General features: G+C 70.3%; 22 protein-coding genes and 1 pseudogene. 13 read left to right on the forward strand and 10 right to left on the reverse strand.

Features of this window, described 5'->3' with window-relative positions:
- Window positions 1–299 precede the first annotated feature (299 nt).
- On the forward strand, window positions 300–671 hold the full coding sequence (locus tag IEZ15_RS28045) for a DUF4440 domain-containing protein (protein WP_308427450.1): 372 nt from the start codon (window positions 300–302) through the stop codon (window positions 669–671).
- Window positions 672–777: 106 nt separating this feature from the next.
- Here IEZ15_RS28045 and IEZ15_RS45100 read toward each other — a convergent pair.
- From IEZ15_RS45100 to IEZ15_RS28055, 3 genes and pseudogenes are all read right to left on the reverse strand, one after another.
- Window positions 778–944, reverse strand: a pseudogene (locus IEZ15_RS45100) (IS701 family transposase); the annotation flags it as partial.
- Window positions 945–1,122: 178 nt separating this feature from the next.
- On the reverse strand, window positions 1,123–4,506 hold the full coding sequence (locus IEZ15_RS28050) for a S8 family peptidase (protein WP_189279888.1): 3,384 nt from the start codon (window positions 4,504–4,506) through the stop codon (window positions 1,123–1,125).
- Window positions 4,507–4,947: 441 nt separating this feature from the next.
- Window positions 4,948–5,976 carry a helix-turn-helix domain-containing protein gene (locus tag IEZ15_RS28055; protein ID WP_189279889.1) on the reverse strand — a complete coding sequence of 343 codons (1,029 nt, stop codon included), beginning with the start codon at window positions 5,974–5,976 and terminating at the stop codon, window positions 4,948–4,950.
- A gap of 104 nt (window positions 5,977–6,080) precedes the next feature.
- On the opposite strand from IEZ15_RS28055, the gene IEZ15_RS28060 reads away from it, so the two are divergent.
- Complete coding sequence (locus IEZ15_RS28060; RefSeq protein WP_189279890.1) at window positions 6,081–6,224, forward strand: hypothetical protein; 144 nt, start codon at window positions 6,081–6,083, stop codon at window positions 6,222–6,224.
- Window positions 6,225–6,513: 289 nt separating this feature from the next.
- Here the strand turns inward: IEZ15_RS28060 and IEZ15_RS28065 are convergent, their stop codons facing one another.
- From IEZ15_RS28065 to IEZ15_RS28080, 4 genes are all read right to left on the reverse strand, one after another.
- The gene (locus IEZ15_RS28065) at window positions 6,514–7,869 is read right to left on the reverse strand and encodes a carboxylesterase/lipase family protein (RefSeq protein WP_189279891.1); all 1,356 of its coding nucleotides are present in this window, start codon (window positions 7,867–7,869) and stop codon (window positions 6,514–6,516) included.
- Between the two features lie 24 nt (window positions 7,870–7,893).
- A complete protein-coding gene (locus IEZ15_RS28070; RefSeq protein ID WP_189279892.1) occupies window positions 7,894–8,034 on the reverse strand; it encodes a hypothetical protein in 141 nt (46 codons plus the stop codon).
- Window positions 8,035–8,086: 52 nt separating this feature from the next.
- Window positions 8,087–9,481 (reverse strand): NAD(P)/FAD-dependent oxidoreductase, encoded by a 1,395-nt coding sequence (locus tag IEZ15_RS28075; RefSeq protein WP_189279893.1) that lies wholly within the window; start codon window positions 9,479–9,481, stop codon window positions 8,087–8,089.
- Window positions 9,482–9,576: 95 nt separating this feature from the next.
- Window positions 9,577–10,479: a PaaX family transcriptional regulator gene (locus IEZ15_RS28080; protein WP_229846147.1), complete on the reverse strand. Its 903-nt coding sequence runs from the start codon at window positions 10,477–10,479 to the stop codon at window positions 9,577–9,579.
- A 152-nt stretch (window positions 10,480–10,631) separates the two neighbouring features.
- Here IEZ15_RS28080 and IEZ15_RS28085 point away from each other — a divergent pair, with 152 nt between their 5' ends.
- The 5 genes from IEZ15_RS28085 to IEZ15_RS28105 all read left to right on the forward strand — a co-directional run bounded on the left by IEZ15_RS28085 (window position 10,632) and on the right by IEZ15_RS28105 (window position 16,295).
- A complete protein-coding gene (locus tag IEZ15_RS28085) occupies window positions 10,632–11,534 on the forward strand; it encodes an SDR family NAD(P)-dependent oxidoreductase (protein WP_189279894.1) in 903 nt (300 codons plus the stop codon).
- A gap of 62 nt (window positions 11,535–11,596) precedes the next feature.
- On the forward strand, window positions 11,597–12,436 hold the full coding sequence (locus IEZ15_RS28090) for an amidohydrolase family protein (protein ID WP_114249467.1): 840 nt from the start codon (window positions 11,597–11,599) through the stop codon (window positions 12,434–12,436).
- A gap of 3 nt (window positions 12,437–12,439) precedes the next feature.
- Complete coding sequence (locus tag IEZ15_RS28095) at window positions 12,440–13,933, forward strand: acyl-CoA synthetase (RefSeq protein WP_189279895.1); 1,494 nt, start codon at window positions 12,440–12,442, stop codon at window positions 13,931–13,933.
- Window positions 13,934–13,992: 59 nt separating this feature from the next.
- A complete protein-coding gene (locus IEZ15_RS28100) occupies window positions 13,993–14,448 on the forward strand; it encodes a MaoC family dehydratase (protein WP_189279896.1) in 456 nt (151 codons plus the stop codon).
- A 212-nt stretch (window positions 14,449–14,660) separates the two neighbouring features.
- The gene (locus tag IEZ15_RS28105; RefSeq protein ID WP_189279897.1) at window positions 14,661–16,295 is read left to right on the forward strand and encodes an amidohydrolase; all 1,635 of its coding nucleotides are present in this window, start codon (window positions 14,661–14,663) and stop codon (window positions 16,293–16,295) included.
- Window positions 16,296–16,299: 4 nt separating this feature from the next.
- Here the strand turns inward: IEZ15_RS28105 and IEZ15_RS28110 are convergent, their stop codons facing one another.
- Window positions 16,300–17,349, reverse strand: coding sequence for a LacI family DNA-binding transcriptional regulator (locus IEZ15_RS28110; protein WP_114248190.1), 1,050 nt, complete (start codon window positions 17,347–17,349; stop codon window positions 16,300–16,302).
- 136 nt (window positions 17,350–17,485) lie between these two features.
- Here IEZ15_RS28110 and IEZ15_RS28115 point away from each other — a divergent pair, with 136 nt between their 5' ends.
- From IEZ15_RS28115 to IEZ15_RS47225, 6 genes are all read left to right on the forward strand, one after another.
- A complete protein-coding gene (locus tag IEZ15_RS28115; RefSeq protein ID WP_189279898.1) occupies window positions 17,486–19,114 on the forward strand; it encodes an ABC transporter substrate-binding protein in 1,629 nt (542 codons plus the stop codon).
- Window positions 19,111–20,064 carry an ABC transporter permease gene (locus tag IEZ15_RS28120; protein WP_189279899.1) on the forward strand — a complete coding sequence of 318 codons (954 nt, stop codon included), beginning with the start codon at window positions 19,111–19,113 and terminating at the stop codon, window positions 20,062–20,064. Before IEZ15_RS28115 ends, IEZ15_RS28120 begins: the two co-directional genes overlap by 4 nt.
- On the forward strand, window positions 20,061–20,948 hold the full coding sequence (locus IEZ15_RS28125) for an ABC transporter permease (RefSeq protein ID WP_189279900.1): 888 nt from the start codon (window positions 20,061–20,063) through the stop codon (window positions 20,946–20,948). Before IEZ15_RS28120 ends, IEZ15_RS28125 begins: the two co-directional genes overlap by 4 nt.
- 5 nt (window positions 20,949–20,953) lie before the next feature.
- On the forward strand, window positions 20,954–21,934 hold the full coding sequence (locus IEZ15_RS28130) for an ABC transporter ATP-binding protein (RefSeq protein ID WP_189279901.1): 981 nt from the start codon (window positions 20,954–20,956) through the stop codon (window positions 21,932–21,934).
- Window positions 21,931–22,743 (forward strand): ABC transporter ATP-binding protein, encoded by an 813-nt coding sequence (locus IEZ15_RS28135; protein ID WP_189279902.1) that lies wholly within the window; start codon window positions 21,931–21,933, stop codon window positions 22,741–22,743. The genes IEZ15_RS28130 and IEZ15_RS28135 overlap by 4 nt, the downstream gene beginning before the upstream one ends.
- Before the next feature lie 210 nt (window positions 22,744–22,953).
- The gene (locus IEZ15_RS47225) at window positions 22,954–23,298 is read left to right on the forward strand and encodes an ATP-binding protein (RefSeq protein ID WP_189279903.1); all 345 of its coding nucleotides are present in this window, start codon (window positions 22,954–22,956) and stop codon (window positions 23,296–23,298) included.
- A gap of 122 nt (window positions 23,299–23,420) precedes the next feature.
- Here IEZ15_RS47225 and IEZ15_RS28145 read toward each other — a convergent pair whose 3' ends face one another.
- A complete protein-coding gene (locus IEZ15_RS28145) occupies window positions 23,421–24,806 on the reverse strand; it encodes an FG-GAP-like repeat-containing protein (RefSeq protein WP_189279904.1) in 1,386 nt (461 codons plus the stop codon).
- A 181-nt stretch (window positions 24,807–24,987) separates the two neighbouring features.
- The gene (locus tag IEZ15_RS28150) at window positions 24,988–25,896 is read right to left on the reverse strand and encodes an SMP-30/gluconolactonase/LRE family protein (RefSeq protein ID WP_189279905.1); all 909 of its coding nucleotides are present in this window, start codon (window positions 25,894–25,896) and stop codon (window positions 24,988–24,990) included.
- Between the last annotated feature and the right edge of the window lie 22 nt (window positions 25,897–25,918).

Below are 25,918 nucleotides of genomic sequence, written 5' to 3' on the forward strand. Positions count from 1 at the left end.
GCCACCTGTCGGCCGGGAACAATCCCCATGATTGTCCCACGCAGCGGGCCCGTCCGCCTCGTGAGCAGCACTGTCGTGATCCCGGTCGCGGGTGCGGGCAGCACCTTCGGCAGCCGGGCCGGGTCCGGGCAGGACATTGTTGTTCGCGGCATCGCCCACCGAGTGCCTGGGGCTGCCCGGGGCAGGGCCAAGTGCGTCGACCTTGCCGACAGGCCGGCAATGGGCGACGATCAGGCGCGAGGTGCTTCACTTGTGGAAGGGGATCCGTGTCCGACGTCAAGGCCGAGCTCGACCAGCTGATGCACTCCTTCCTCGGTGCGTTCACCAACACCGGCGGAAGTCGGCCGAACGTGAACGCTGTGCATGAGGTGTTCATTCCGCAAGGAATGATCATCAAGAACGTCGGGGGCGAGCCGGTGGTCTACAACCTTGACGCGTTCGTCGAGCCCCGGGAGAAGATCCTCACCGATGGGACGCTGACGGAGTTCTCCGAATGGGAAGTTGCCGAACGGACCGAGATTTTCGGGTCGATCGCGCACCGATTCAGCGAGTACCGCAAGTCCGGTTTCCTCGATGGCGAGTGGTTCGAGGGATCCGGCCGCAAGACCACCCAGTTCGTCCGGACACCGGTCGGCTGGAGGATGAGCTCAATGGCCTGGGATGACGCATAGAGGGTTCTTCCCTTCTGCGCACCGCACGGCCGGGACGCCATGACAGTTGCCCGTGACACAGGAGTTGAGCGGGCTGTCGTGAGTCCGCGCCGCTCCCCGCGCCGGCCTCGTCGCCGATGCCCGCGGCCCGGCAGCGTTCCAGGACTTCGGCACAGACAGGGCCCGGTCGATCAGAGTGCGGCCCTTGCCCGATGCGCAGGCGGGAAACACTCCGATCCGGCAGTTCTCCGTATGGCCGACGGTCCCGGAGTCGTGGCGTTGCACCCCGCCGACCGGACGCCCTTCCTCAGAAGTTGGGGCGGGGACGGGACGCCGTGCACCTTGTCGGGCGTCGGTCCTCCCATCCCCGCCCGCCGAACCGGACGTGCTCGTTGGGTGCCGCGGGCGGGGCAGCAGGTGGGTGGCCGAGCAAGCCCCCTGTTGCGGGAGACCGCCCGGCCGGACCGTGTGGTTACCGCACGTCGTAGGCGCGCGTGATGGTCTGGGTGACCGCGTTGCCGTTGGCGTCGGTGAAGGTGGCCTTCGTCATGACCTGCTTACCGGCGGCGCCGGTGTGGTCGAGGACGGCCGTCCACTTGCCGTCCTGCTGCTCGGTCGGCGCCTGGGTCCACGTGGTGCCGCCGTCGTAGGAGTAGGACAGCGAGGCCGCTGTGATCGCGCCCGCGGTGTACCCGGCGTGGCCCTCGACCGACAGGCCGACCTTGATGCCGCTCTGCGCGGGCAGGGTGTTCATGCCGTCCACCGGCAGGTCGTACGCCGGGTGGAGGAGCGGCAGGCCGCGGGAGTAGACGTCCGGCTCCCGGTGGGAGCGGAAGCTCCAGGTGGTGGTGGCGGCGGTGGAGCGCAGCCAGTTGCGGTCCGCAGTGTCGATCTTGGCCAGGTTCTGGGTGAGCTCGTACGCGGCATCCTCGTCCGGCACCTCGAACACGCCGTACGGATAGGTGAGTCTGCCGATCTGCTCACCATTGCGCTTCAGCGACATGTTGCCGAGGTCGCCGAAGGACCCGCCGTAGGTCCAGTGGTCGCCGGAGCCGTCGACCCAGAGGGCGTTCTGGATGCCGATCAGGTTGCCCTGCCGCTCGGCGGCCAGCATCAGGTTGCCGTCGGCGTCGCGCGCCGCGCCCGGCCGCAGGGGGCCGCCGTACCACTCCTCGGCGCTCCGCTGTCCGGCCCGATAGGTGCGATCGTGGTCGCCCATGAACGCGGCGAACGGGAAGCTGGTCATCGCACCGTGGAACCAGGCGTCGTCGCCGGTCGTGTAATAGGCGGTGCGGGTACCAGGCACGTGGACCGTCTGGTACAGGCTCACGGGGATCTGGGTGGAGCTGCTCCCGGAGGGACGGAGGAACAGCGCGTCGATGTAGTCGGCCTCCTTGCCCATGGCATGCCACGTCTCGGTGACCTGGGCCAGCTTCGAGTCCTTCGGCTGGTAGACCTGGTCGGAGTGCAGCGGCCCCTCGGTCGGGAACGACACGTTGTAGACGTAGGACGAGCCGTCCTCGGAACCGGTCGCGCGCCAGGTGGGCCGGAACTCGAAGGTGCCCTTGTGAGCGCGCCCGTCGATGTCCGCGTAGAACTTCTGCACGGCGCCGCCGGCCGTGAGTGTTCCGCTGAGCTGCCAGGTGTCGTCCCACGTGCGGGCGTAGTTCAACGTGGTGCCCTGCAGCTTCGAGGGGCGGTCGGTGCGCAGGCTCAGCTGGTGGGCCTTGCGGGCGTCGAGGACGACGGTGGTGTCCTCGGTGATCCGCATCTGCGGGTGGGCGAGGTAGCTGACCGATTCGGGCTTGTTGCTCGCGTCGGGCGTCGCCACGAAGCTGCTGAGGGCGTAGTCGCCCGGGCGCACACGGTAGATCTGCTCGGGCGCACCCGCGTTGGTGCGGCGCTCGCCCTCGTCGGAGTCGATGCTGGCGACGTCCAGGGAGGAGGCGCCGGTCGCGGGCTTGCCGTTACGGTCGACGACCTTGACCCGGAGGGTGACCGTCTCCGGCTGGACGTAGAGGGTGACGGGCACGGAGACGTGCACATCGCCGCCGGTGGCCAGGATCCGGCCGGTGACCGCACCGTACTGGGCGGGCTTCAGACGGGCGGTGGGGTCGATCTGCAGCGGCACCTGAGCGGTGGCCCCCGCCGGGACCGTCACCTTGTTCTGCTCCGGCTTGATGATTCCGGAGGTGACGTCGCTGCCGTCGTTGCCGTGCACACCGCTGAGCTTCAGATGGAGCGTCAGGTCGCTGTCGCTGGTGTTGGTGAAGGGCACCTGCACGGTGGTGCGGTCCGACGCGTCCTGCGGCCAGTTGTAGCTGCCGGCCTGGACAGCCGGCACGGAGAGCGCCTTCTGGTTCACCGCGCCGAACACGTCAAGCACCCCACCGCCGGTCTGGTCGGCGCCGGCGACCTTGCCGCCGGTGCGGGCGGAGGAGACCAGGGCAGCCTTGATCTGCTGCGCGGTCCAGTCCGGGTGCGCCTGGCGGACGACAGCCGCAGCGCCCGCGACATGCGGGGTGGCCATGGAGGTGCCCGACATCGTCCGGTAGGCATAGACACCGCGGCCGCCCGCGGCCGCCGCCGAGATGTCGACGCCGGGGGCGGCGAGCTCGGGCTTGAGGGTGTGGGTGACGGCCACCGGACCGCGGCTGGAGAACTGCGCGGTGGTGTCGTCGCGGTCGACGGCGCCGACGGTCAGCACGCCGGGCACACAGCCGGGCGAGGAGACAGTCTCGGCGCCCGGGCCGGAGTTGCCGGCGGCGACGACGAACAAGGTGTGCTTGCTCTTCGACAGCTCCTGCGTGGCCTGGGCCATCGGGTCGGCGCAGTCGCCGATCCTGGGGTTGCCCAGGCTCATGGAGACGACGTCGGCCTTCTGGTCGACGGCCCACTGCATACCCGCGATGATCCAGGAGTCCAGGCCGTAGCCCGCGTCGTTGAGAACCTTGCCGACAAGCAGGGAGGCACCGGGGGCGACGCCCTTCTTACGGCCGTCACTCGCCGCTCCGGACCCGCCGACCGTGGAGGCGGTGTGCGTGCCGTGGCCCACATAGTCGTTGGTGGTCTTGGAATCCGTGAAGTTCTTGGACGCGTCCACCCGGTTCACCAGGTCCGGGTGCTCGGCATCCGCGCCCGTGTCCAGCACGGCGACCTTGGTGCCCTTGCCGTCGTAGCCCTCGGCCCAGGCCTCCGGCGCGTGCACCTGCTTGGTGGACCGGTCCAGCGTGGCCTCGACCTTGCCGTCCAGCCACAGCTTCTTCAGCGTGGAGCCAGAACGTGAGCGCGGGTTGGTGACGTCCTGCCAGAAGGCGGCGGCGGTGTCCTTGCCGGCCCTGAGCGCGACGCCGTCCACAGCCGGGAGGCTCAGGCCCCGCTCGGCTCCGCGCGGAGCCGCCGGCGCGCTGTCGGCAACGTTCACATTGTTCTGGTAAGTGGCAATGAGCGGCAGCGTGTCGGTATGTGTGTCGTCGTATCCCTGGCGGATGAGCCCGGTGACATTGAACAGCTGCTCGTCGACCTTGCCCTGAGCGATCGCCTGAGAGGCGCCCTCCGGGTAGACGTAGAGGTCCTTGCCCTTCTGATAGGTCTGCACCATCGGCTGTGTGCCGTCCTTGCGGGGCAGCACCGCCGCCGAGCTGTGACCCGACGTGTCCGTGGTCACCAGCACCTTGTCGCCGGTGACGAGCGTGACCGTCACCTGCTTGCCACCTGCGGTCTTGCTGCCGATGACGGGCCTCTTCCCCGAGGCACCGTCAGGCGGAGTGTCCGCCGCCCCGGAAGGCGCGACCGCCGTGACGGCCAGGACGGCGGCGGTCGCCGTGCCCAAGGCCATACGCGTTATGGAACGCATGAATCTCCCTATGTGAGCCATGAACATATGCCAAACTGCGGCTGCAGCCTGGCAGACGTATCGATTGAGTGGGGATGCCGCGCGTGACGGGTTTCCCACGTGGCGGTATTCCGTCACGCGGTCACATCAATTGGTTCGTCAGCTCGGTGGATCTTCGGGCCCGGCAGACGGGGGCACGCTTCGCCGGGCCGACGCTCGCCCGGATGATCTCGCCGAAGGGGGCGCGGGGGCACATTCCCCCACTCCTTGACCAGCAGCAGGCCCCGGCCCGCCTCAAGCTCTCTCCGTTACGCCGATTCCTCCGGATCCGTGCGGACTCCGATCCGCTGCCGGAGAACGGGCCCGTCGGCGGTGATACAGAACCCGCCAGGAGTTGGCGGCCGCCCTCGCAGGGGGCCACCGACAGACGGAAGGTCCTTGGCTGTCAGGCCGAAGAGGAGGTCAAAGCCAGCCCGCACGTGCAGCGTGCCATCCGAGTTGCAGGCGCGACTCCACCCCGGCAAGGTCCATCAGACGGCGTATCCGTCGCTCCACGGTGCGTATGGAGAGACCGAGTTGGGATGCCGCCCGCCGGTCGGAGATCCCTGCCAGCAGCAAGGCCAGGACCTCCAGTTCCTCCTCTGTCGGCTGCTGATCGGCTGCCGGCTCCTCGCGCACGCCCGTGGCAGAGGTGTACATCGGCCGGGCCTGGGCCCATTCCTTCTCGAAAAGATGGACCAGGGCCGTCAGCAGGCCGCTGCGGTGCACCACGATCGCGCTCGGCTCACCGCCGGAGTCCGCCATGTCCAGTGGCACCATGGCGCGCTCCCGGTCCGACACGACCATCTTCAGCGGCAGCGAATCGACCAGGCGAAGCTCGACGCCTGCCGTGACGGCCGCCCGCACGTCCCGCACGACGTCGTGACTGTCGAGATAGTTCTTGTCAGCCACGACCCGGAAGTCGACCCCGCGGTCCAGCGCGGAGCTCTCCGACGTGTCGGTATCCTCGCGCGGGACCGCGATGGGCGCGCCGACGAGGAAGACGAGCAACTCCCGCTGAGCGCCGCGCTGCAGTTGGTGGAACCGGTGTGCGACCTGCTCCACACCGACGACCACCTCCACGACACCGCCCGCAGTGTGTGCGGCGGTGCTGCGGTACTGCTCGGTCAGCATCGAGAACGCGGTCTCGGCCTGGTGCAGCGCGTTGCGCTGCTCGACGAGGAGCGGGGCCAGGGCGACCGAGGGCGGTGTGAGCCGGTAGTGGGCAGGCCGGAGACCGGCCTCGCAATCGGCCGAGTCGAGTGCCCCGCTCTCGACCTCGGTGGCGACGGCCACCAGGCCGCGCGCCGCCAGGTCGAGCAGGATGCGCATGCTCTCGGCCTTGTCGAGTCCGGTTTGCCGGGCGAGGTCCTGTGCGGAGGCTGTCGGGCGGGCCAGCAGTGCCGTGTAGATGGCCTCTTCGGCCGGGCCCAATCCCAGCGCCTGCAGCATCCGGCTCCTCCTCGGGTGGCCACCGTGTCCGGCCCTGGCGCAGCTCCCGTGCACCGAGCGGATTCTTCTCAGCCGAACCCTATCCCTCCGTCAGGTTGTCGCCGTTGACTGTTTACCTGGTCGGTACCCCGGCCAGGATGCCTGCCGCCCGGGCTCCGGCCTGCTCGGAAGTCGACGTGCGCGAGGTCCTGATGGCGTTCCTCGCCCGAGAACCCCGCCTGGCACCGACCGCCCCGGACTCCTGCTGATCACCGACAAGGCGGGCCGGCTCCCCCGCCGAGGCCGCGACGTCCGAACGTGCCACGGGGGTACGGCCCCTGCGTCCACCGGGGCGCGGCCGGCCAGGACATCATGGACACCGCAACGACGCCCGTGGCCGCCCGGCGTCTCCCCCGGCACGCTCTGCGGACCCCGATCGCCCCCTGCCCCAGGCTGCGGTCCACCGGGTCCCGGCCGTCAACGCTGCCTACGCCGCAGCCCGGCCGGTCCTTGAGGAGGACGAGCCGGGCCGGTGACGACGGTGCGCGGAGACCGCGGTCAGGTCGCCGCGCCCAGCCAGGTCTCCCGTACGGAGCGGAGCGGGTCGCGCGCCGTGCGGGACTCCGTGTTCCAGATACGGGTCTCGCGCCGCTCGGTGGAGTAGGAGGGCCAGGCCGCGCCGGGGTCGAGGTCGCGGATGAAGGCGACCCAGGCCGTGTGCACGGCGTCGGCGAGCTGCTGCGGGGGCGCCTCCCCCAACGCCTTGTCGACCCCTTCGGCGCCCAGAAGGTCGAAGACAAAGGGAAGGTCGGCGCAGTGGTGGGCCAGGCCCTCGAACGCGGGTGCGGTCGCGGTCCAATCGAACTGGTAGAGCCACGTGGGGAGATCGCGGCTCGCCCGGGACTCGGCGAGGGCAAGGGCGGGTGCACGGAAGATCTGGTCGGTGAGGGCCTGACCGGCCTCTCCCTCCGCGACTGCGTTGAACTCGTGCGTGGTGCAGCCGATCATCAGCGGGATGTCCTGGCCCGCCGCGCCGGCAATGAGTGCCTCCGGTACGGGTTCGGGGATCAGCGCTCCGTCGGCGAAGGGGGCGAGGACCAACATCGGGAGGGCATCGCGATCGGGACCGGGTGCGTTCAGCGCGTCCTGGAGGGCGAGGATCTCCTCGTCCGTCAGGCTCTGGAGCGCCTCGGCCGTGGCGGGCACTCCGGTGCGTGCGGTGAAGAACTCGGAGACGGTCGCCGCGAACTCGGGGCCCTGCGGTCGCATGACCGCGCCCGAAGCCGAGATCGCTGCCCGGAACAGGCCCGCCGCGGCCGGCGTGGCCAGGAGTGTTTGGACCGCGCCGCCGCCTGCCGACTGTCCGGCGACGGTCACCTTGTCCGGGTCCCCACCGAAGGCGGCGATGTTCTCCCGTACCCACCGCAGGGCAGCGATCCAGTCGAGCACCCCGCGGTTGTCGGGCGAGTCCTCCACGTGCAGGAAGCCCTCGATGCCGAGCCGGTAGCCCAGCGATACCAGGACCACTCCGTCGCGGTTGAAGGCGGTGCCGTCGTACCAGGGGCTGGCCGAGCAGCCCGCGACGAAGCCGCCGCCGTGGATCCACACCAGGACGGGGAGGCCGGTCTGCCCGGCGGCGCGGGCCGGGGTGAACACATTGAGGTTCAGGGTGGATTCGCCGGGAACGCAGGGCTCGGGGATGGTGGTTGCCTCGGCGAACGGACGGCGCTGCGCGGTGGGTCCGTACACGCGGGCGTCGAGGACGTCGGCCCACGGCTCCGGGGGGACGGGCGCGGCGAAGCGGAGCGGTCCGATCGGCGGCCGGGCGTAGGGAATGCCGAGGAAGCGGACGCCTGTTTCGGTCCGTTCGCCACGCACCGGTCCGTGGCTGGTACGGATGATGTCTTCCGTCATGCGGGGCCTCTCCGATGGTGTCGGTCAGTGGCGGGGCGCCTCGCGCTCGATGTAGTGGCGGGTACGCGCCGGGACCTTCGCGTCCTCGGCCATGCGGCCGGCGATGACGGATGCGACGGCGATGCATCCGTCGTGGAACAGTGCCGTGGCATCGGCCTCTTTCACGGACTCACTGCAGGAATCGTCGGGTCGCTCCCGGCAGCAGCCGAGTCCGGTGTCAGCTGTCGAAGCCGAGACCGAAGCGCTCCAGGGTCTTGAGCCAGAGGTTACGCCGGCCGGCGTTCTCGTCCGCGCGGGCGAGGGACCACTTGGTGATGCCGATTCCCAGGGAGCGGACCGGCTCCGGCGGGAAGGGCAGGGGCTTGCTCCGGACCATCTCCAGAGCGGTGCGCCGGGTGCGGTCGCCTGCGAGCAGGTCGAGCATGACCTCCGCGCCGAAGCGCGTGGCACCGACGCCGAGTCCGGTGTAGCCGGCGGCGTAAGCGACCCTCCCGCGGTGACTCGTGTCGAAGAACACGCAGAAGCGCGTGCTGGTGTCGATGGCACCGCCCCACGCGTGCGTGAAGCGGGCCCCTTCCAGTTGCGGGAAGGTCCGGAAGAAGTGCCGGGCGAGGGTGGCGAAGGTCTCCGGCCGCTGGTCGCGCTCGGCGCTGACACGGCCTCGGTAGCGGTGGACGGCGTCGTACCCGCCCCACAGGACGCGGTTGTCCGCGGACAGGCGTACGTAGTGGAACTGATTGGCACTGTCCGCGAATCCCTGTCGGTTGCGCCAGCCGACGGAAGCCAGCTGCGCGTCGGTCAGCGGCTGTGTCATCAGGGCGTAGTCGTACACGGGCACGGTGTACGGGCGGTGGCGGCGGACCAGTGAGGGGTAGGCGTTGGTGGCGAGCGCCACGCGCGCGGCGTCGATGCGGCCGTAGGGGGTGCGGACAGCGATTGCGGAGCCGGCCTCGGCGAGCTCCGTCGCGGGCGTGTGCTCATGGATGCGCACTCCGAGGTTCAGACACGCCTGCTTCAGGCCCCAGGCCAGCCTGGCCGGGTTGACCATGGCGACGTCGTCCTTGTTCCAGAGGCCGCCGAGGAAAGTGGGTGAGTCGATCTCGGCCCGTACGGCGTCGGTGTCGAGGAGGACCGGGCGGCCGCCGTACCGGGCGGCGCTCTCGGCCTCCTCCGTCAGGCCCGCGACCTGATAGGGCTCAGTGGCCACGACGAGAGAGCCGGTGCGTTCCCAGGCGCAGTCGATCCCGTGCCGTTCGATCGTGTCCTCGATGGCCTGGAGGTTCTCGCGACCCAACTGCTCCAGCAGACCGATCTCGTTCGGCCAGCGCTGCAGTCCGTTGTTGAGGCCGTGGGTGAGGCTGGCTTCGCAGAATCCGCCGTTGCGGCCCGAAGCCGCTCCGCCCACCTCCTGCGCCTCGATCAGCACCACGTCGGCGGACGGGTCGCGTTCCTTGGCGATCAGTGCGGTCCACAGTCCGCTGTATCCGCCGCCGACCACGAGCAGGTCGCAGCGGGTGGCCCCGACGAGAGCGCCGGCTGCGCGGGGCCGGTCGGGGTCGTCCAGCCAGAAGGGGATCGGTTCGGCGTCCCGGAGCGAGATGAGGGGGTCCATGAGGCGGCTCCTTCGGAATATGGAGGAACGTGCCTCCGAAGTGCCGCCATCAGACCGCTTGGAGGTCATAACGTCAACGGTGTTGTCATAAGAGCTCAGCCGACCCCGGGCTCATCGCCCCCGGCCCCCTCGGTCTCGGCTTCGTAGGCCAGGTCGATCCGGTCCAGCATCTCGTCCGCGATCTGCGACGCGCCGGGTTCGTACCGCCGCGCCAGCTCGCGGAAGAGCTCCTCGGCGCGCGCGGCCGGCCAGTCCTCGGGCAAGTGCTCGGCGGGCAGATAGGGGGCGTCGCGCACGAGTTCCAGCCAGTCGGTGTGCAGCAGGAGCTGCAGCGCCATGTCGTCCGCCGCGCCGCCGGGCGGAACGGAGCCGCCCCACCGATCGATGAAGGACCGGTAGCCGGTGGCGATCGCGTCCACGTCGAAGGCGGAGTGCAACAGAGGCCCGGCCTCGGTCGGCGGCGCGGCCTCGCCGTGGAAGGCCCTGATGTGATCCTCCAGCCCGACCTCCGCCGCCAGCGGGGCGACGTCGACTCGACGAGGGGCAACCCACAGGCCGCTCTGCACAGGCCCGAATCCGGCCCACACCAGGCGTGAGCGCAGGTCGTGCCGCTCACGGCGCCTGGACTCCGGCAGCGAGAAACCGACCAGGGTCCAGGTGCCGTCCCACTCCCGATTGACGGCTCCGTCGCGCCAGATCCGCTCCTGCCCGTCGGAGAGGACAGTGGCCGCGCGCTCCGTGAGCGAGAAGTACATGCGGCGTCCTCGCCGATGCCGCTCCAGCAGACCGCGGCCGACCATACGCGTCAGCGTCGAGCGGACGGCATCCTCGCCCACCCGCACACGGGCGAAGGCGTCGATGACGCACGCCGAAGAGAGCGCGATGTCACGGCCGAGCACGTGAATACCGAAGAAGCTCATCATCAGCGACTGAGGCCTGACAGTTGTGCCGCCCTCGGCGGTGTCCATCGGTTCCTGGGGCGAGCGGGGTCGGGTCACGGGGACAGCGTAGGCGCCGCACTGCTCCCGGAGATAAATATTCGGCATTCTGTTGACCGCCGTTTGAATTTTGCCTAGCTTTGGCTCCCGCCGGTCTCCGCCGTGGTCGCCCTTCCCGCACCCGCGCACCGGCCTTCACGAAAGGAAGCAGCATGGATCTCTCCGGCAAGGTCGCCGTCGTGACCGGCAGCGGCCGCGGTCTGGGGCTGGCCTACGCCCGCTCACTCGCCGCCTCGGGCGCGGCCGTCGTCGTCAACGACGTGGATGCGAACGCCGCCACCGCGGCCGTGGAACAGATCACCGCCGACGGCGGGCGCGCAGTCGCGGAAGTGGTGCCCGTCGGTTCCACCGAGGCCGCCGATGCTCTGGTCTCCCGGGCTGTCGATAGCTGGGGCCGCCTGGACGCGATCGTCACCAACGCCGGCGTCCTGCGCGACAAGGTGCTGTGGAAGATGTCGGACGACGACTTCGACACGGTGGTCCAGGTACACCTGCGGGGCACGTTCACCTGCGTCCGGGCCGCTGTCGAACGGATGCGGGAACAGGGCGAAGGCGGGCGTGTGATCGTCGCCGGCTCCCCCGCGGGTCAGCGCGGCAACTTCGGGCAGACCAACTACGCGGCTGCCAAAGCCGGAATCGCCGCCATGGTGCGCACCTGGGCGCTGGAGCTGGCTCGCGCCGGTATCACCGCCAACGCGGTCATACCGGTCGCCGCCACCGCGATGACGAAGACCATCGCGGCCTTCGCCCCGCACGTCGAGGCGCTGGAGCTGGAGGGCACCGCGTTCCCCGACAGCCTGCGCAAGGGCGAGGGATTCGGCACCCCCGAGGACGCGGCCGGCCTCGTCGCCTTCCTCGCCTCGGACGCCTCGGCCGGCATCACCGGTCAGTGCATCGGCGTCGGTGGCGACAAGCTCGCCCTCTGGTCGCACCCGCAGGAGGTCGCCGTGGCCTACACCGACGGTGGCTGGAGCGCGGATGCTGTCGCGGGGGCCTGGCCGAACGTCTTCGCCCGGTCCGAGCAGACCTACGGCATCCCGGCGCCGCAGCTGTGACGGGCACCACGGCCGCGAGCGGTACCAGCGGGCCGGACCCGGCCGAGCTCGTCGCCATCGACATGCACGTCCACGCCGAGGTGTCCGCGCGGGGCACGACCTCGCTCTCCGCCGAACTGGACAGCGCCGCCGGCACGTACTTCAAGGCGGAGCACCGCCACCCCACCCTGCCGGAGATCGCCGCGTACTACCGCGAGCGGAGGATGGCCTGTGTGGTCTTCACGGTCGACGCGGAGTCGGCCACCGGCACCGCACCCGTACCGAATGAGGAGATCGCCGAATCGGCCCAGGAGCACCCGGACGTGATCATCCCGTTCGCGGGGGTCGATCCGTACAAGGGCAGGGCCGCCGTGCGCCAGATCCGCCGGCTGGTCGCCGAGTACGGAGTACGGGGATTCAAGTTCCACCCCAACATCCAGGCGTTCCACCCCAATGACCGCATGGCGTACCCGCTGTACGAGGCCATGGAGGAGGCCGGCGCCATCGCCGTCTTCCATACCGGGCAGACCGGCATCGGCGCGGGGGCGCCCGGAGGCGGCGGCATCCGGCTGAAGTACTCGAATCCGCTGGACGTCGACGACGTCGCCACCGACTTCCCCGGGATGCGGATCGTCCTCGCCCATCCGTCCTTCCCCTGGCAGGACGAGGCTCTCGCCGTGGCCACGCACAAGCCGGAGGTCTACATCGATCTGTCGGGCTGGTCGCCGAAGTACTTCCCGCCACAGCTCGTGCGGTACGCCAACAGCCTGTTGCGGGACAAGGTGCTGTTCGGGTCCGACTACCCGCTGCTCGCCCCCGACCGTTGGCTCGCCGACTTCGCGAAGCTGCCGGTCAAGGACGAGGTGCGTCCGAAGATCCTCAAGGAGAACGCGGCCCGGCTGCTCGGCCTGACGGAGGAGTGAGCCATGCGCAACCAGGGGATCGGTTCCTGGACCGCCCGGCGCAATCGCAAGACGCCACGCCGCCCCGCCCTCGTCCACGAGGGTCGCGGCCTCACCTACGGGGAGTTGCACGACCGCTGCACACGGCTGGCCCATGCCCTGCGTGACGCAGGGGTCGAGCGCGGGGACCGGGTGGCCTTCCTCGGTCCGAACCATCCGGCCTTCCTGGAGGCCCTCTTCGCGGCGGGGCAACTCGGGGCGGTCTTCGTACCACTGAATTCCCGTCTCACCGTGCCCGAACTGGTGCACCAGATCACCGACTCCGGCAGCCGCGTCCTGGTCCACGCCCACCGGCCGGCCGCCGACATGGTGGAGCTCGCGGACCGGGCCGGTCTCGCGACGCTGATCGCTGTGACGGCCGGTCCGGGACTCGCCTACGAGGAGACGATCGCCGCCGCCCCGGCGGAGGAGATCGATGAGGCGGTGAGGCACGAGGAGCCCTGCCTGATCATGTACACCTCGGGCACCACGGGCAGGGCGAAGGGCGCTGTCCTGACCCATGGCAACATCATCTGGAACAGCGTCAACGTCCTCGTCGACACCGAGCTGTCCGGCGAGGAGGTCGCGCTCGTCAGCGCGCCCCTCTTCCTGCCGACCCTGCTCAAGGGCGGCACGGTCCTGCTGGAGTCCTCCTGCGATCCGGACCGCACGCTTGAGCTGGTGGAACAGCACCGCGTCAGCTGTCTGTTCGGGGTTCCGACCATGTACGACGCGATGGCCTCGGCGCCGGGCTGGGACACCGCCGACCTGTCGAGCCTGCGGACCCTCCTCTGCGGCGGGGCACCCGTCCCCGCCCGCACCGCGCGCGCCTATCTGGAGCGCGGACTCGCGTTCGTCCAGGGGTACGGGATGACAGAGACCTCGCCCGGGGCGCTCGTCCTGGACCGCGCCGACTCCCTCGACCGCGTCGGCTCGGCCGGGGTACCGCACTTCTTCACGGATGTCCGCGTCCGGAACGCGGCGGGCGAGGACACGGCACCGGGCGAGAAGGGCGAGGTCGTCGTCTCGGGCCCGAACGTCACGCCCGGCTACTGGAATCTTCCGCAGGAGAGCCGCGCGGCCTTCACCGAGGACGGCTGGTTCCGTTCCGGCGACGTGGCGATGGTCGACGAATACGGCTATGTGCAACTGGTCGACCGCCTCAAGGACATGATCATCTCGGGTGGAGAGAACATCTACCCCGCCGAGGCCGAGGACGCGCTCCTCGAGCATCCGGACGTCATCGAATGCGCGGTCTTCGGCGTGCCCGACCCCAAGTGGGGCGAGGTCGGCCGGGCCGTGGTCGTCCTCTCTCCGGGCTCCACCGCGACGGAGGCCGAACTCCTCGCCCATCTGAACGGCCGGCTGGCCCGCTACAAGATTCCCAGGACCTTTCACCTCCTGCTCGGCACGATGCTGCCGCGCAACGCCACCGGAAAGCTGCTCAAGGGCGTCATCCGGTCCGAATTCGGCGGCTGACCGCCCCTCGCCGACCGCCCCTCATCGACAGAATCCCTCTCAGCACCCGGGAGTACCCCATGCCCCTCACCGTCAACGGAATCGACGAGATCAAGGCCCAGGCCGGAGCCGATCTCGGTCACAGCGGCTGGCTGGAGATCCTCCAGCCGCGCGTGGACACCTTCGCCGACGCCACCGGCGACCACCAGTGGATCCACACCGATGTCCAGCGCGCCAAGGCCGGCCCCTTCGGCGGGACCATCGCCCACGGTTACCTCACGCTCTCCCTCCTTATCCCCCTGTGGAGCGAACTGCTGCGGGTCGAGGGCGTCTCGATGGCCGTCAACTACGGTCTGAACAAGGTCCGCTTCCCCTCTCCCGTGCGGGTCGGCGCGAAGGTCCGCGCCCACGGCCGGGTCGTGTCCGTGGAAGAGGTCCAGGGTGGGGTCGAGGTCGTCGTCGACCTGACCGTGGAGATCGACGGCTCGGCGAAGCCCGCCTGCGTCGCCCAGGCGGTGTACAGGTTCTACGCCTGAGTCGCACGACGAGCCCGAGGGGGCGCCCACCGAAGCCGCCGCCCCCTCAGCGTGGCTCCCAGGCAGCCGTGCCGCCGCGTACAGCATGAGCGTGCCGCCTGCACCCCACCCCCCCCTCGGAAGCGTCTTACGACAACAGCGTTGACATGTGAATGCACACCTCGGTTGCATGACCGTTCGACACATCCCTCCCTCTCGCCTTGGAGCACCTCATGGCCAAGCCCGATCTGGTCTTCACCCGTGGCCCCATCCACACCGGAGATCCCGCGCGCACCCGGGCGAGCAGCCTGGCCGTCACCGGGGAGCGCATCACCGCCGTCGGCCATGACGAGGTGCGCGAACTGATCGGCCCGGACACCGAAGTCATCGATATCCAGGGCAAGTTGCTGCTCCCCGGATTCCAGGATTCCCACATCCACGCCGTGTTCGGTGGAATGGAAATGGCCGAGTGCGATCTGACCGGCACGGTGGGCGTCGAGGACTACCTCACCCGCATACGCTCCTACGCCGACGCGCACCCGGACCGCTCGTGGATCACGGGCGGCGGCTGGTCCTTGGAGAGCTTCGACGGCGGACTGCCCACCCGGCAGCTCCTCGACTCGGTGATTCCGGACCGCCCGGTCCTTCTGGTCAACCGCGACCACCACGGCGCCTGGGCCAACACCCGGGCGCTCGAACTGGCCGGTCTCACCCGGGAATCCGCCGATCCCTTCGACGGCCGGATCGAGCGCGAGCCGGACGGCACCCCGAGCGGCATGCTGCAGGAGGGCGCCACCGCCCTGGTCTCCCGGATCGTGCCGCCGAGCACACCGGCGGACCGCCTCGCCGGTCTGCTGCGGGCCCAGAAGCTGCTGCATTCCCTCGGTATCACCGGCTGGCAGGACGCCCTGCTGGGCGTGTTCGGCGGCAATCCGGACCCGTCCGACGCCTATCTGGCGGCCGCTCGTGAAGGCACGCTCACCGCCCGGGTGACCGGGGCCCTGTGGTGGGACCGCGAGCGGGGGGCCGAGCAGATCGCCGAGCTGCTGTCCCAGCGAGAGCAGTTGAGCCACGGACGGTTCCGCGCCCGTGCGGTGAAGATCATGCAGGACGGCATCGCCGAGAACTTCACGGCGGCCATGACCAGCCCGTACCTCGACGGCTGCGGCTGCGCCACCGCCAACTCGGGTCTGAGCTTCGTCGACCCCGTCGCCCTGCGTTCGTACGTCACCGAGCTCGACGCCCACGACTTCCAGGTCCACTTCCACGCGCTCGGCGACCGGGGGGTGCGCGAGGCCCTGGACGCGGTCGAGGCAGCCGTCGAGGCCCACGGGCGGCGTGGCAACCGCCACCATCTCGCCCACCTCCAGGTGGTCCATCCCGACGATCTGGATCGCTTCGCGCGGCTCGGCGCCATCGCCAACATCCAGCCGCTCTGGGCCGCACACGAACCCCAGATGGACGAGCTGACGATCCCCTTCCTCGGACCCGAACGGGCCTCCTGGCAGTACCCGTTCGGCTCCCTCCTGCGCGCTGGAGCCACCCTGGCCGCAGGCAGCGACTGGCCCGTCAGCAGCCCCGATCCGATCGCCGGAATCCATGTCGCGGTGAACCGGATGGAGCCCGAGGCCACCGACGGACGGGTCTTCCTGCCGGAGCAGCGCCTCGACCTCGCCACCGCGGTAGCCGCCTACACCGCCGGCTCGGCACATGTGAACGGGCTCGACGACACCGGCAGTCTGCTCCCCGGCCACTTGGCCGACCTGGTGGTGCTGGACCGGGACATCTTCACGCTGCCCCCGGAGGAGATCGCCGAGGCCCAGGTCCTGCGCACCTACGTCGGCGGCGCGCTGGTGCACTCCGCCTGAGGGTCTAGGACGGCCGCCGCGAGGACTCCCGGACCAGCAGGCGCGTCGGCACGAGCACGCCCGAGGGCCCTTCGTCGCCGTTCTCCAGGGCGGCGACGAGGAGTTCGATCCCGGCCTCGGCGACCTCCCGGGGCTGAAGGCTCAACGTCGAGACAGGAGGTTCGGTGTGCTCGGCCGTACCGTCCTCGCTCACGCACACCACGAGAAGGTCGCCGGGTACGTCGTAGCCGTGGCGGCGTGCCGCCTCCAGGACGAGCGGCGGGCTCAGCTCCGCCACCACGAAGAGGGCGTCGGGCCGCTCGGCAGCGGTCAGTGCGCTGTCCACCGCCCGGACCACCGGGCCGTTGCCGGCGTCGGCGGCGAAGGTCACCCGGGCCGTGTGGCCGCGTGCGGCACACCAGCCCCGGTAGGCGGCCAGAACGCCCCGGTGGAAGCGGGTGGTGCTGTCGGGCAGCACGAGCGCCGTCCGCCGTGCGCCCTGCGATCCCAGATGCTCCAGGGTTCCGCGGACCGCCTCCTCGGCATCGACGTCCACCCAGTGCGCTCCAGGTCTGCCGTCCACCGATCCGTCGCTGAAGACGGGGATACGGGCGGCAAGCAGATCCTCCACCACCCCATCGTCGGCGACCGGATCGGCGACTATCACCGCTTCGAGCGGCAGGTCGGCCCACTCGCTGTGCAGCGATCCCGCGGGCAGCATCACCAGGGCGTATCCGCGTTTGAGCGCCGCGGCCGCCGTGGCGCTGGTCAGCTGGGCGAAGTAGGGCGACTCCAAATACGTCCACGGGGTCCCTGCGAACTCCCCCACGACGTAACCGATCAGCCGGGCCCGCCCCGAACGCAGCTGCCGGGCGGTGGCGTTGGGCCGGTATCCCATCCTGCGCGCAGTCTCCCTGGCCTTCTCCCGTACGGCCGGCGAGAGCCGTCCCGTGCCGTTGAGGGCCGCCGAGACGGTGGTCTTGGACAGGCCCGCCTCGCGGGCGACATCGACAAGACGGACGCGAGGCGGGGCGGTCCGCAAAGTGTGGCCGCCGCGTTGGGGAGCTGAAGTCATGCGCTGATGCTGCCACCCTCGCGACCTCAGCAAAACCGTTCCCGCAAAGTCTTGCGCGGGAACGTTCCCGCATCAATACTCGCTCCATCTCCCAGCGCCCGTCACTACACCCGTAAAGGGGTGGGTCTCCTTGCGCATGTCCAGAGCCACCGCGCTGCTTGTCTGTTCCGCCGTCGTCACGGCCGCCACCGCCGGCTGTTCCGGCGCGACCAAGTCCCGGTCCGGCGGCGCCAGCGCCTACACCGTCACCCCGAACTCCCCGGCGGCGAAGGGCTCTCTCGACTCCTTCACCTGGTCGCTGTACGCCGAGCCCTACACGCTCGACTACGCCCTCGCCTACGACTACCCGCCGAACACCGTGCTCGCCAACGTGTGCGAGCAACTGCTGCGGGTCACCCCCGACATGAAGATCGAACCCGGGCTGGCCGTGAAGTACGCGAACCCGGACCCGAAGACCTGGGTGTACACCCTTCGACCGGATGTGAAGTTCCACGACGGATCGACCATGACGGCGGACGACGTGGTCGCCTCCCTCACACGCCACATGGATCCGGCCACCGGATCCCCGTGGGGCTCGTCCTTCAAGAACGTCGCCTCCATCAAGAAGAGCGGCCCGCTGGAGGTGACGATCCGGCTCAAGAAGCCCGACGTGCTCCTCAACGAACTCATGGCGGCCTCCCCCGGCACCGTCGAGAGCGCCGCCTTCCTTGCCAAGGCCGGCAAGGACTACGGCGGCCCCAAGGGCAAGGTCAACTGCACCGGCCCCTACGCCCTCGACAGCTGGGCTCAGGGCGACAGCCTCACCCTGAAGAAGAACACCGCTTACTGGAACCGGTCGCTGACCCCCAAGACCGACACCGTGACATTCACCTTCATCGAGGACTCGTCCGCCCGCACCAACGCCTTCCTGTCCGGCACGGCCGACGGCGGCTACATGGTGCCCTCCTCCTCCCTCGCCCAGCTGCGCACCGGCTCGAAGGGCACGGTGTACTTCGGCCCCAACACGGCGGCCTCCGATCTCGCCGTGCTCGACTTCAAGGGCCCGCTCGGAGACCTCAAGGTCCGCCAGGCCCTCTCCATGGCCCTCGACCGCAAGAGCATCGTCAAGGCTGCCGCCGGCGGCATCGGCATTCCCGCGAAGGCGCCCGCCGCGCGCGGCGCGTGGGCGCTCGCGCCCGAGAAGGCCGACGATTACTTCAAGGCGCTGCCCGAGCCCGAGTACGACGTGGCCGGCGCGAAGAAGCTGATCGCCGAGGCCGGTGCCACGGGGCGCAAGATCACCCTCGTCACCAGCTCGCTCGCACCGGAGATCAGTGTCGTGGCCAACGCCGTCCAGGCCGCCGGCAAGCAGATCGGCCTCGACGTCCAACTGAAGGCAGTCGCCCCGGAGGCGTACAGCAGCATCTTCGTCGACCCCGGCGCCCGCAAGGGACTTGACCTCGTCATCACCAACGGGTACGACAACACGCCCGACCCGCTGGAGTTCTACCAGTACCTGCGTACCGGTGACTTCGGCAACTACGGCAACTGGTCCGACGCCGAGTTCGACGCCGCCTTCGACAAGGCGAACGCGGAGCCCGATGCGGCGCGCCGCGCGGAACTGACCGCCGAACTCCAGCGCATCGCCGTACGCGAACTCCCGATCATCCCGCTGTACGAAGCCCCTTACTCGGTCTTTCTCGGCAACCGGGTGACGGGTGCCCCGACCGGCATCGCCCAGCTGTACTACCCATGGGCCGCGACGATCGGGGCCGCGCAGCAATGACGCGTTATCTGATGAGCCGCCTCCTCGGCCTCACGGCGGTGCTGCTCGTCACCTCGTTCGTCGTCTTCGGCACCGTGCATCTCGCGCCGGGCGACCCGGTGACCTTCCTGCTCCACGGCCGCCCCGCGACCCCGGAAGCGGTCGAGGCGCTGCGCGCCCAGTACCACTTGGACGACCCGCTGCCGGTCCAGTACGCGAAGTGGCTCGGCGGCGTCCTGCACGGCGACTTCGGCCGCTCCACCCAGTTCCACCAGGACGTCGGCTCCCTCATCGCCTCCCGTCTGCCGGGCACCGCGCTGCTCGTCGGGTACTCGGCGCTGCTGGTCGCCGTCCTCGGCGTGACGGGCGGCATCCTGGCCGCCCTGCGCCCCGGGGCGGTGGACCGCGCCGTGCTCCTCGGCACCGGCGTCGCCACGGCCACTCCCTCGTTCGTCAGCGCCATCGCGCTCATCTCGCTCTTCTCCGTCCAACTGGGCTGGTTTCCCGGGCCCGGTGGCACCCCCGAGAGCCTCGGCGACCGCCTCTACCATCTGACGCTGCCCGCCTTCGCCCTGGCGATCACGTTCGCCGGACTGCTGGCCCGGGTCACCCGGTCGGCGATGCTCGACGAACTCGGGCGCGAACACGTCGAGGTGGCGCGTGCCCGTGGTGTCGCGAGAGGCGCCGTGGTCCGCCGGCATGTGCTGCGCAACGCGCTGGGCCCCATCGTCACCGTCGGCGGCACCATGCTCGCCGGCCTGCTGATCAGCACCTCGATCGTCGAAACCGCGTTCAACGTGTCCGGTATCGGCTCCCTGCTGGTGCAGGCGGTGACGGCCAAGGACTTCGCCGTCGTTCAGGCGATCACCCTGCTCAGCGTGGCGGCGTTCGTCGTCGTCAACCTGATCGTCGATCTGCTCGTGCCGGTTATCGATCCCCGGCTGTCCCTCTACGGGGAGGCTTCCCGATGACCACCACCGTCTCCCCCGCGCCCCCCTCCTCGGGTGCGCTGCGCCGCCGCCGGGGCCTGGGCGGACTGCGGGTTCTCGGCCAGGGCCCACTGTTCACGGCCGGCGTCGTCGTGCTCGCGGTGCTCGTCCTGATCGCCGTCCTTGCCCCCGTGCTCGCACCGTACGACCCCGACGTGCTCGACCTGTCGGCGAGCCTGACGGGCACCAGCGGTGACCATCTCCTCGGTACCGACCAGTCGGGCCGCGACATCCTGTCGAGGCTCATCCACGGCGCGCGCACGGGCCTGCTCGGACCGCTCCTCGTGGTCGGCGTCTCGACCCTCCTCGGCACGCTCATCGGCATGGTCGCCGCCTGGCGCGGTGGCTGGGCCGATGCCCTGCTGTCCCGGTCGATGGACCTGGCCTTCGCGATCCCCGGACTGCTGCTGGCCATCCTCCTGGTAGCTGTCCTCGGCTCGGGCATGGCCGCGCCCGTGATCGCCATGGCCGTGGCCTACACCCCGTACGTCGGACGCCTGGTCCGAGGTATCGCCCGCCAGGAGAAGGCCCGCGCCTACATCGAGTCCTACCGCGTGCAGGGCTGGTCGGGCTGGACGATCTGCCTGCGTCATCTGCTGCCGAACATCGCACCGACGGTGTTCGCGCAGTCCGCGATGAACTTCGGCTACGTACTGATGGATCTCGCCGCGCTGTCCTTCCTCGGGTTCGGGGTGCAGCCGCCCACGGCGGACTGGGGAGCCATGATCAACGAAGGCCAGTCGGCGATCCAGCAGGGGGCGATGCTGCCCGCGCTCGCGCCGTCCGCGTGCATCGTCCTAGCCGTGGTCGCCTTCGGCATCGTCGGCGAGGGGCTCGCCGACCGAATCGCGAAGCGGGAGCGGTGAGTGCCATGACCGAGTATGAAACCCCCGCGCTGGAGATCGACGGACTCGGCGTCCGTCTGCCCGGCGAGCAGGCGGCCCGGCCCATCCTCGACGGCGTCACGCTGCGAGTCCGGGCCGGCGAGACCGTCGGCCTGGTCGGCGAGTCCGGCTCGGGCAAGTCGGTCGCGTGCCGCAGCGTGCTCGGGCTGCTGCCGCCTCGGGCGCGAACGAGTGGTGAGGTGCAGGTCGCGGGCCGCGACGTCCTGGCCATGAACCGCGCCGAACTGGCCGGGCTGCGTGCCGGACAGGTCGCGATGATCTTCCAGGACCCGCGCGCGTCCGTGAACCCGCTGCGCCGCGTAGGCGACTTCCTCACCGAGGGACTGCGCGGGGCGGGCACCCCCGCCGCCGCGGCCGAGAACCGGGCCGAGGAACTCCTCGACGCGGTGGGCATCCGCGATCCGCGGGGCGCGCTGCGCCGCTACCCTCACCAGTTCTCGGGCGGGATGCTCCAGCGTGTGGTCATTGCGGCTGCCCTCGCGGGCGAGCCCGCTCTGCTGGTCGCCGACGAGCCGACCACGGCCCTCGATGTCACCACCCAGGCGGAGATCATCGCGATCCTCACCCGCCTCCAGGCCGCACGCGGCACCGGAATGCTCTTCGTCACCCACGACCTCGAACTGGCCTCGGCGATCTGCGACCGCGTGTACGTCATGTACGCGGGCCGGATCGTCGAAACCAACGGCACCGACGCGCTGTTCGACCGTCCACGCCACCCGTACACGGCGGGACTCCTCGCCTGCACGCCCCATATCGAGGCCGCAGCCGCCGCCCCACGCCCCATCCCGGGCCGACCAGTCTCCCTCGCCGAGGCCCCACCGGGGTGCGCCTTCGCAGCGCGCTGCGCCCATGCGCAGCCGCGTTGTTCCGAGGAGACGCCCGAACTTGCGCACCACGGCGACGGACTCGCCGCGTGCCACCGCGCCGATGAAGGGATCAAACTGTGACCGGGGCGACCGAGGAACTCGTCGTTCAGAGGCTGCGCAAGCGGTACGGAGACCACACGGCGGTCAAGGACGTGTCCTTCACCCTGCCGCCGGGCTCCTCTCTCGGCATCGTCGGCGAATCCGGCAGCGGCAAGACCACGACGGTGCGGATGCTCGTCGGCCTGGAGCGCCCCGACGGCGGCACCATCCGCATCGGTGGACGTGACCGCTCTGCGCCGGCCAGGGGCAGAGCCGAGCGACTCGCCCGCGCACGCGAGATCCAGATGGTCTTCCAGGATCCGTACCTGTCCCTCGATCCGCGGGTGACCGTGGGCCAGTGCGTCGAGGAGGTCCTGCGCCTCCACTTCCCGATGGAGACGACGGCCCGGCGGGAGCGCGTCGCCGAACTCCTCGACCAGGTCGGGCTCGGCGAACGGGAGGCGGCCGCCCTGCCCGGCAAGCTGTCCGGCGGCCAGCGCCAGCGCGTGGCGATCGCCCGCGCGCTGGCCGCCGAACCGCGCGTCCTCGTCCTCGACGAGGCCGTGGCGGCCTTGGACGTGTCCATTCAGGCGCAGGTCCTCGAACTCCTGGGCACCATCCGGCGCGAGGTCGGCATCGGCTTCCTCTTCGTCACCCATGACCTCGCCGTCGTCCGACACATCACCGACGAGGTGATGGTCCTCAGGGAGGGACAGGTGGTGGAGGCGGGCCCCACGGCCGGGATCCTGGACGCGCCTCACCACCCCTACACACGTCTGCTGCTCAGCTCCGTCCCCCGACGCGGCTGGAACCCCGGCGACGCCGCGGCTGCCCGCCGCTCCCTCGGTTGACCAACCCGATCCGAACCCCCCGGACACCGCGGCGTCCCTCGCCTTCCTGCCGAAGGGCCCGGAGGCCCTCGGCCTGGGCGCGGCCGGCCAGCTCGTCGATGCGTCGGTCATTCATGCGCCTGCCGCCCCGCCTTGTGACCTCTGATCATGTTGTGCCCGGACCACACGACGGTTCGGGCACACAGTCGTCCGTCTCCCACGCTGGGGCGAATGTCTACCGGCGATTGCGACACACGCGACCCACCGGCGATCGGATCACCCGGCTCGGCCGGACGCGAGCGCGAACTCGCCGCCTTGAGAGCGGCGTTGTCCGGACCGCCGGTGGTCGTGCTGATCGAGGGTTTGGCCGGGATCGGTAAGAGCCGACTGGTCCAGGAGCTGGTCGCGGCGCAGGCCCCGGCCCGGCAGCGGGTGCTGTCGACGGCCTGCCCCGCTGTTCGACAGCCTTTCCACGCTCGGGCCGGTGGTGGGTGCGATCCGACCGGCACCGGAGGACGTCGCCGGGCATCCATCCAGTCTTGGGCAAGTGGCACTGCGGACGCCGGAGGTGAATGACCTCCGCCGGCCGCACGGCCGCGTAGTACATACCGACGTCACGGTTGATGAGGTGCACCGCTGGGCGACTGGTCTGGGCGCTCTCCCGTCGTGATGCGCGGAGGCGCGACGCGACGCAGGCGTCAGCGGTGGAAGGCGGAGCCGAAGCGTGCTCCGGGCACGGGCGCGGCAAGCATGCGCGGTCCGAAGCTCACCGACCTGGTCGCGGTGACACCGGAGGCGGTGCCGGGGAAGACCCACACGGCCCCGGAACCGCTGTTCTCCGCCGGTGCCGAGACGGCGACGTACCCGCCGACGACGGAGGTGCGGCTGCCGAACCGGTCACCGTTCTCCGCCGTGCCGGGCACCCCGGCCGTGTTCTGGCTGAGGACCTGGACCCTGGTGCCGACGAGACCCGTCGCGCTCCCCCTGAGGATGGCGAAGGTGCCGGCGTCGGTCCGGCCGGCGTGGTCCTCGCCGGGGATACCGGTGACGACGTCGGCGTAACCGTCGCCGGTGACGTCGCCGACGGAGACGTCGGTACCGAAGCGGTCGCCGCTCTCCCCTGTCCCGGGGACGCCGGGGGTGTTCTGGCCGATCAGTGTGGCCCGCGGCGCGAGCCCGCCCGCCGTGCCCCGCACCACGCCCACGAGACCGCCGCCCGCCGCCGTGCTGCGGCCGAAGACGACATCCTGCCGACCGTCGCCGTCGATGTCGCCGAGGGCGATGCTGTCCGCGGACACCGTGTCGGGGTGGGCGATGAACGCCCCTGCCACCAGGCCGTCCTCGGTGCCCTTCAGCAGTTGCAGATGGGGCGGCGGGATCGCCCCTCCGTCGTCCGAGTCCCACGAACCGCTGCTGACCACCAGGTCGGTTGTGCCGTCGCCGTCCACATCGCCCGCTTCCATCGCGTAGACACGGACGTCCAGGTCGACGAGGGGGCCGGTGCGAGCCGGACCACCATGACGGCTGAAGGGCCCGTACCGCATCTGATAGGCCGTCGCCAGGTCCAGGTTCCCGTCCCCGTCGAAGTCACCGGCCCGGGTCTCCGCCCCGCCCTGGCCGACGTCGGTGGCGGTGGCAAGCCCGCCCACACCTCCCCACAGGACGGTTTGCCGCCCGACGTCACGCGCGCTGCCGATGTCCTCGCCCGGGGTTCCGACAACCAGGTCGGTGAAACCGTCACCGTCCAGGTCGGCCGCCGTCAGGTGGCTGCCGAAGCGGTCACCCGTCTCCGCCGTGCCGGGTATCCCGTAGCGGTCCTGGCTGATCACCTGGCGCTTGACGCCGTTGGGGCCCTCGGCCATGCCGTAGACGACGGCGAAGTACCCGGCGCCGGACTTGCCGTTGACCGTGCCGCCCGGAGCGGCGACCGCCACGTCGGTGTATCCGTCACCGTCGAAGTCCGCCCGCACGGACGCCGCGGCGTCGACGGCGAGGGCGCCCGCAGGGGTGTCTTCGGCGTAGGACACCGCGGGGGCCGCCCCCGTCATGGCGATGACGGCGGCGACGACAGCGGCGGCAGCCATATTGAATCTCCGTGAGGACAAGGCAAACCCCTTAGGACGGCGAGCAGGTGGCCGCGCTTCTCATCTCAAGCGCTCGGCAACCAACAAGACCCGCACAGGGCGCCAAGGGTTGTACGCCGTCCCCCTCACAACTCGAAAACACCCCTGTGACCAGGAGAAAGGGCGAAACACTGCTGCAGCACTAGAGGCGCGGCGCCCCGGTCACCGACATCACCAGCGAGTACAGGGAGGTGGTGGCCGTGATGAACAGGCGGTTGTTCTTCGGGCCACCGAAGGCGATGTTGGAGACGGACTCGGGCACGCGCAGCCGGCCGATGAGGGTGCCGTCGGGGTCGTAGCAGTGGACGCCGTCGTCCAGGGCGGCGGCCCACAGGCGGCCTTCGTCGTCGAAGCGGATGTTGTCGAAGCGGACTTCACCGCGGCCCTCGGCGAAGACCTTCCCGTCGCAGAGCGTGCCGTCCTCGCGGATGTCGAACATGTGGATCCGGGCAGTCCGCGAGTCGGAGACGTACAGCCGCATCTCGTCGGGGGACAGGATGACGCCGTTGGGTCCTGCGAACCCGTCGGCGGCGAGGTGCACGTCCCCCGTCGCGGGGTCGATCCGGTACACATTGCACTCGCCGATCTCGGACTCGGCGCGATGGCCCTCGTAGTCGCTGTTGATGCCGAAGTCCGGGTCGGAGAACCAAATCGTGCCGTCGGAGCGTACGACGGAGTCGTTCGGACTGTTGAGCCGCTTGCCGGCGTACCGGTCGGCCAGGACGGTCACGGTCCCGTCGGGCTCGGTGCGGGTGACGCGACGGTTGCCCTGCTCGCAGGTGACCAGGCGGCCCTGCCGGTCGAGGGTGTTGCCGTTGCTGTGGCCGGCCGGGGTGCGGAAGACGCCGACCGTGCCGGTGGCCTCGTCCCAGCGCAGGATGCGGTCGTTCGGGATGTCGCTCCAGATCAGCTGGCGCCAGGCGGGGAGGTACAGGGGGCCCTCGGCCCAGCGGCAACCGTCGTGCAGAACCTCCAGCCTGCTGTCGCCGTTCGCACAGCGTCCGGTGCGGAAGCGGTCGTCCAGGATCTCGTACAGCCCGTCGGCAGGCATGGCGTCCTCTCGGAGGAAGTGG

Origin of the sequence: Streptomyces atratus (genome assembly GCF_014648655.1) — a bacterium.
GTDB lineage: Bacteria > Actinomycetota > Actinomycetes > Streptomycetales > Streptomycetaceae > Streptomyces > Streptomyces atratus.

What these genes read in the sequence shown, in the direction of transcription:
- IEZ15_RS28075 (WP_189279893.1), bottom strand. Translation starts at nt 9,481, where the DNA reads ATGGACCCCCTCATCTCGCTCCGGGACGCCGAACCGATCCCCTTCTGG.
- IEZ15_RS47225 (WP_189279903.1), top strand. Translation starts at nt 22,954, where the DNA reads ATGTCTACCGGCGATTGCGACACACGCGACCCACCGGCGATCGGATCA.
- IEZ15_RS28055 (WP_189279889.1), bottom strand. Translation starts at nt 5,976, where the DNA reads ATGCTGCAGGCGCTGGGATTGGGCCCGGCCGAAGAGGCCATCTACACG.
- IEZ15_RS28120 (WP_189279899.1), top strand. Translation starts at nt 19,111, where the DNA reads ATGACGCGTTATCTGATGAGCCGCCTCCTCGGCCTCACGGCGGTGCTG.
- IEZ15_RS28150 (WP_189279905.1), bottom strand. Translation starts at nt 25,896, where the DNA reads ATGCCTGCCGACGGGCTGTACGAGATCCTGGACGACCGCTTCCGCACC.
- IEZ15_RS28085 (WP_189279894.1), top strand. Translation starts at nt 10,632, where the DNA reads ATGGATCTCTCCGGCAAGGTCGCCGTCGTGACCGGCAGCGGCCGCGGT.
- IEZ15_RS28100 (WP_189279896.1), top strand. Translation starts at nt 13,993, where the DNA reads ATGCCCCTCACCGTCAACGGAATCGACGAGATCAAGGCCCAGGCCGGA.
- IEZ15_RS28145 (WP_189279904.1), bottom strand. Translation starts at nt 24,806, where the DNA reads ATGGCTGCCGCCGCTGTCGTCGCCGCCGTCATCGCCATGACGGGGGCG.
- IEZ15_RS28090 (WP_114249467.1), top strand. Translation starts at nt 11,597, where the DNA reads ATGCACGTCCACGCCGAGGTGTCCGCGCGGGGCACGACCTCGCTCTCC.
- IEZ15_RS28125 (WP_189279900.1), top strand. Translation starts at nt 20,061, where the DNA reads ATGACCACCACCGTCTCCCCCGCGCCCCCCTCCTCGGGTGCGCTGCGC.
- IEZ15_RS28045 (WP_308427450.1), top strand. Translation starts at nt 300, where the DNA reads ATGCACTCCTTCCTCGGTGCGTTCACCAACACCGGCGGAAGTCGGCCG.
- IEZ15_RS28105 (WP_189279897.1), top strand. Translation starts at nt 14,661, where the DNA reads ATGGCCAAGCCCGATCTGGTCTTCACCCGTGGCCCCATCCACACCGGA.
- IEZ15_RS28065 (WP_189279891.1), bottom strand. Translation starts at nt 7,869, where the DNA reads ATGACGGAAGACATCATCCGTACCAGCCACGGACCGGTGCGTGGCGAA.
- IEZ15_RS28115 (WP_189279898.1), top strand. Translation starts at nt 17,486, where the DNA reads ATGTCCAGAGCCACCGCGCTGCTTGTCTGTTCCGCCGTCGTCACGGCC.
- IEZ15_RS28095 (WP_189279895.1), top strand. Translation starts at nt 12,440, where the DNA reads ATGCGCAACCAGGGGATCGGTTCCTGGACCGCCCGGCGCAATCGCAAG.
- IEZ15_RS28130 (WP_189279901.1), top strand. Translation starts at nt 20,954, where the DNA reads ATGACCGAGTATGAAACCCCCGCGCTGGAGATCGACGGACTCGGCGTC.
- IEZ15_RS28050 (WP_189279888.1), bottom strand. Translation starts at nt 4,506, where the DNA reads ATGCGTTCCATAACGCGTATGGCCTTGGGCACGGCGACCGCCGCCGTC.
- IEZ15_RS28110 (WP_114248190.1), bottom strand. Translation starts at nt 17,349, where the DNA reads ATGACTTCAGCTCCCCAACGCGGCGGCCACACTTTGCGGACCGCCCCG.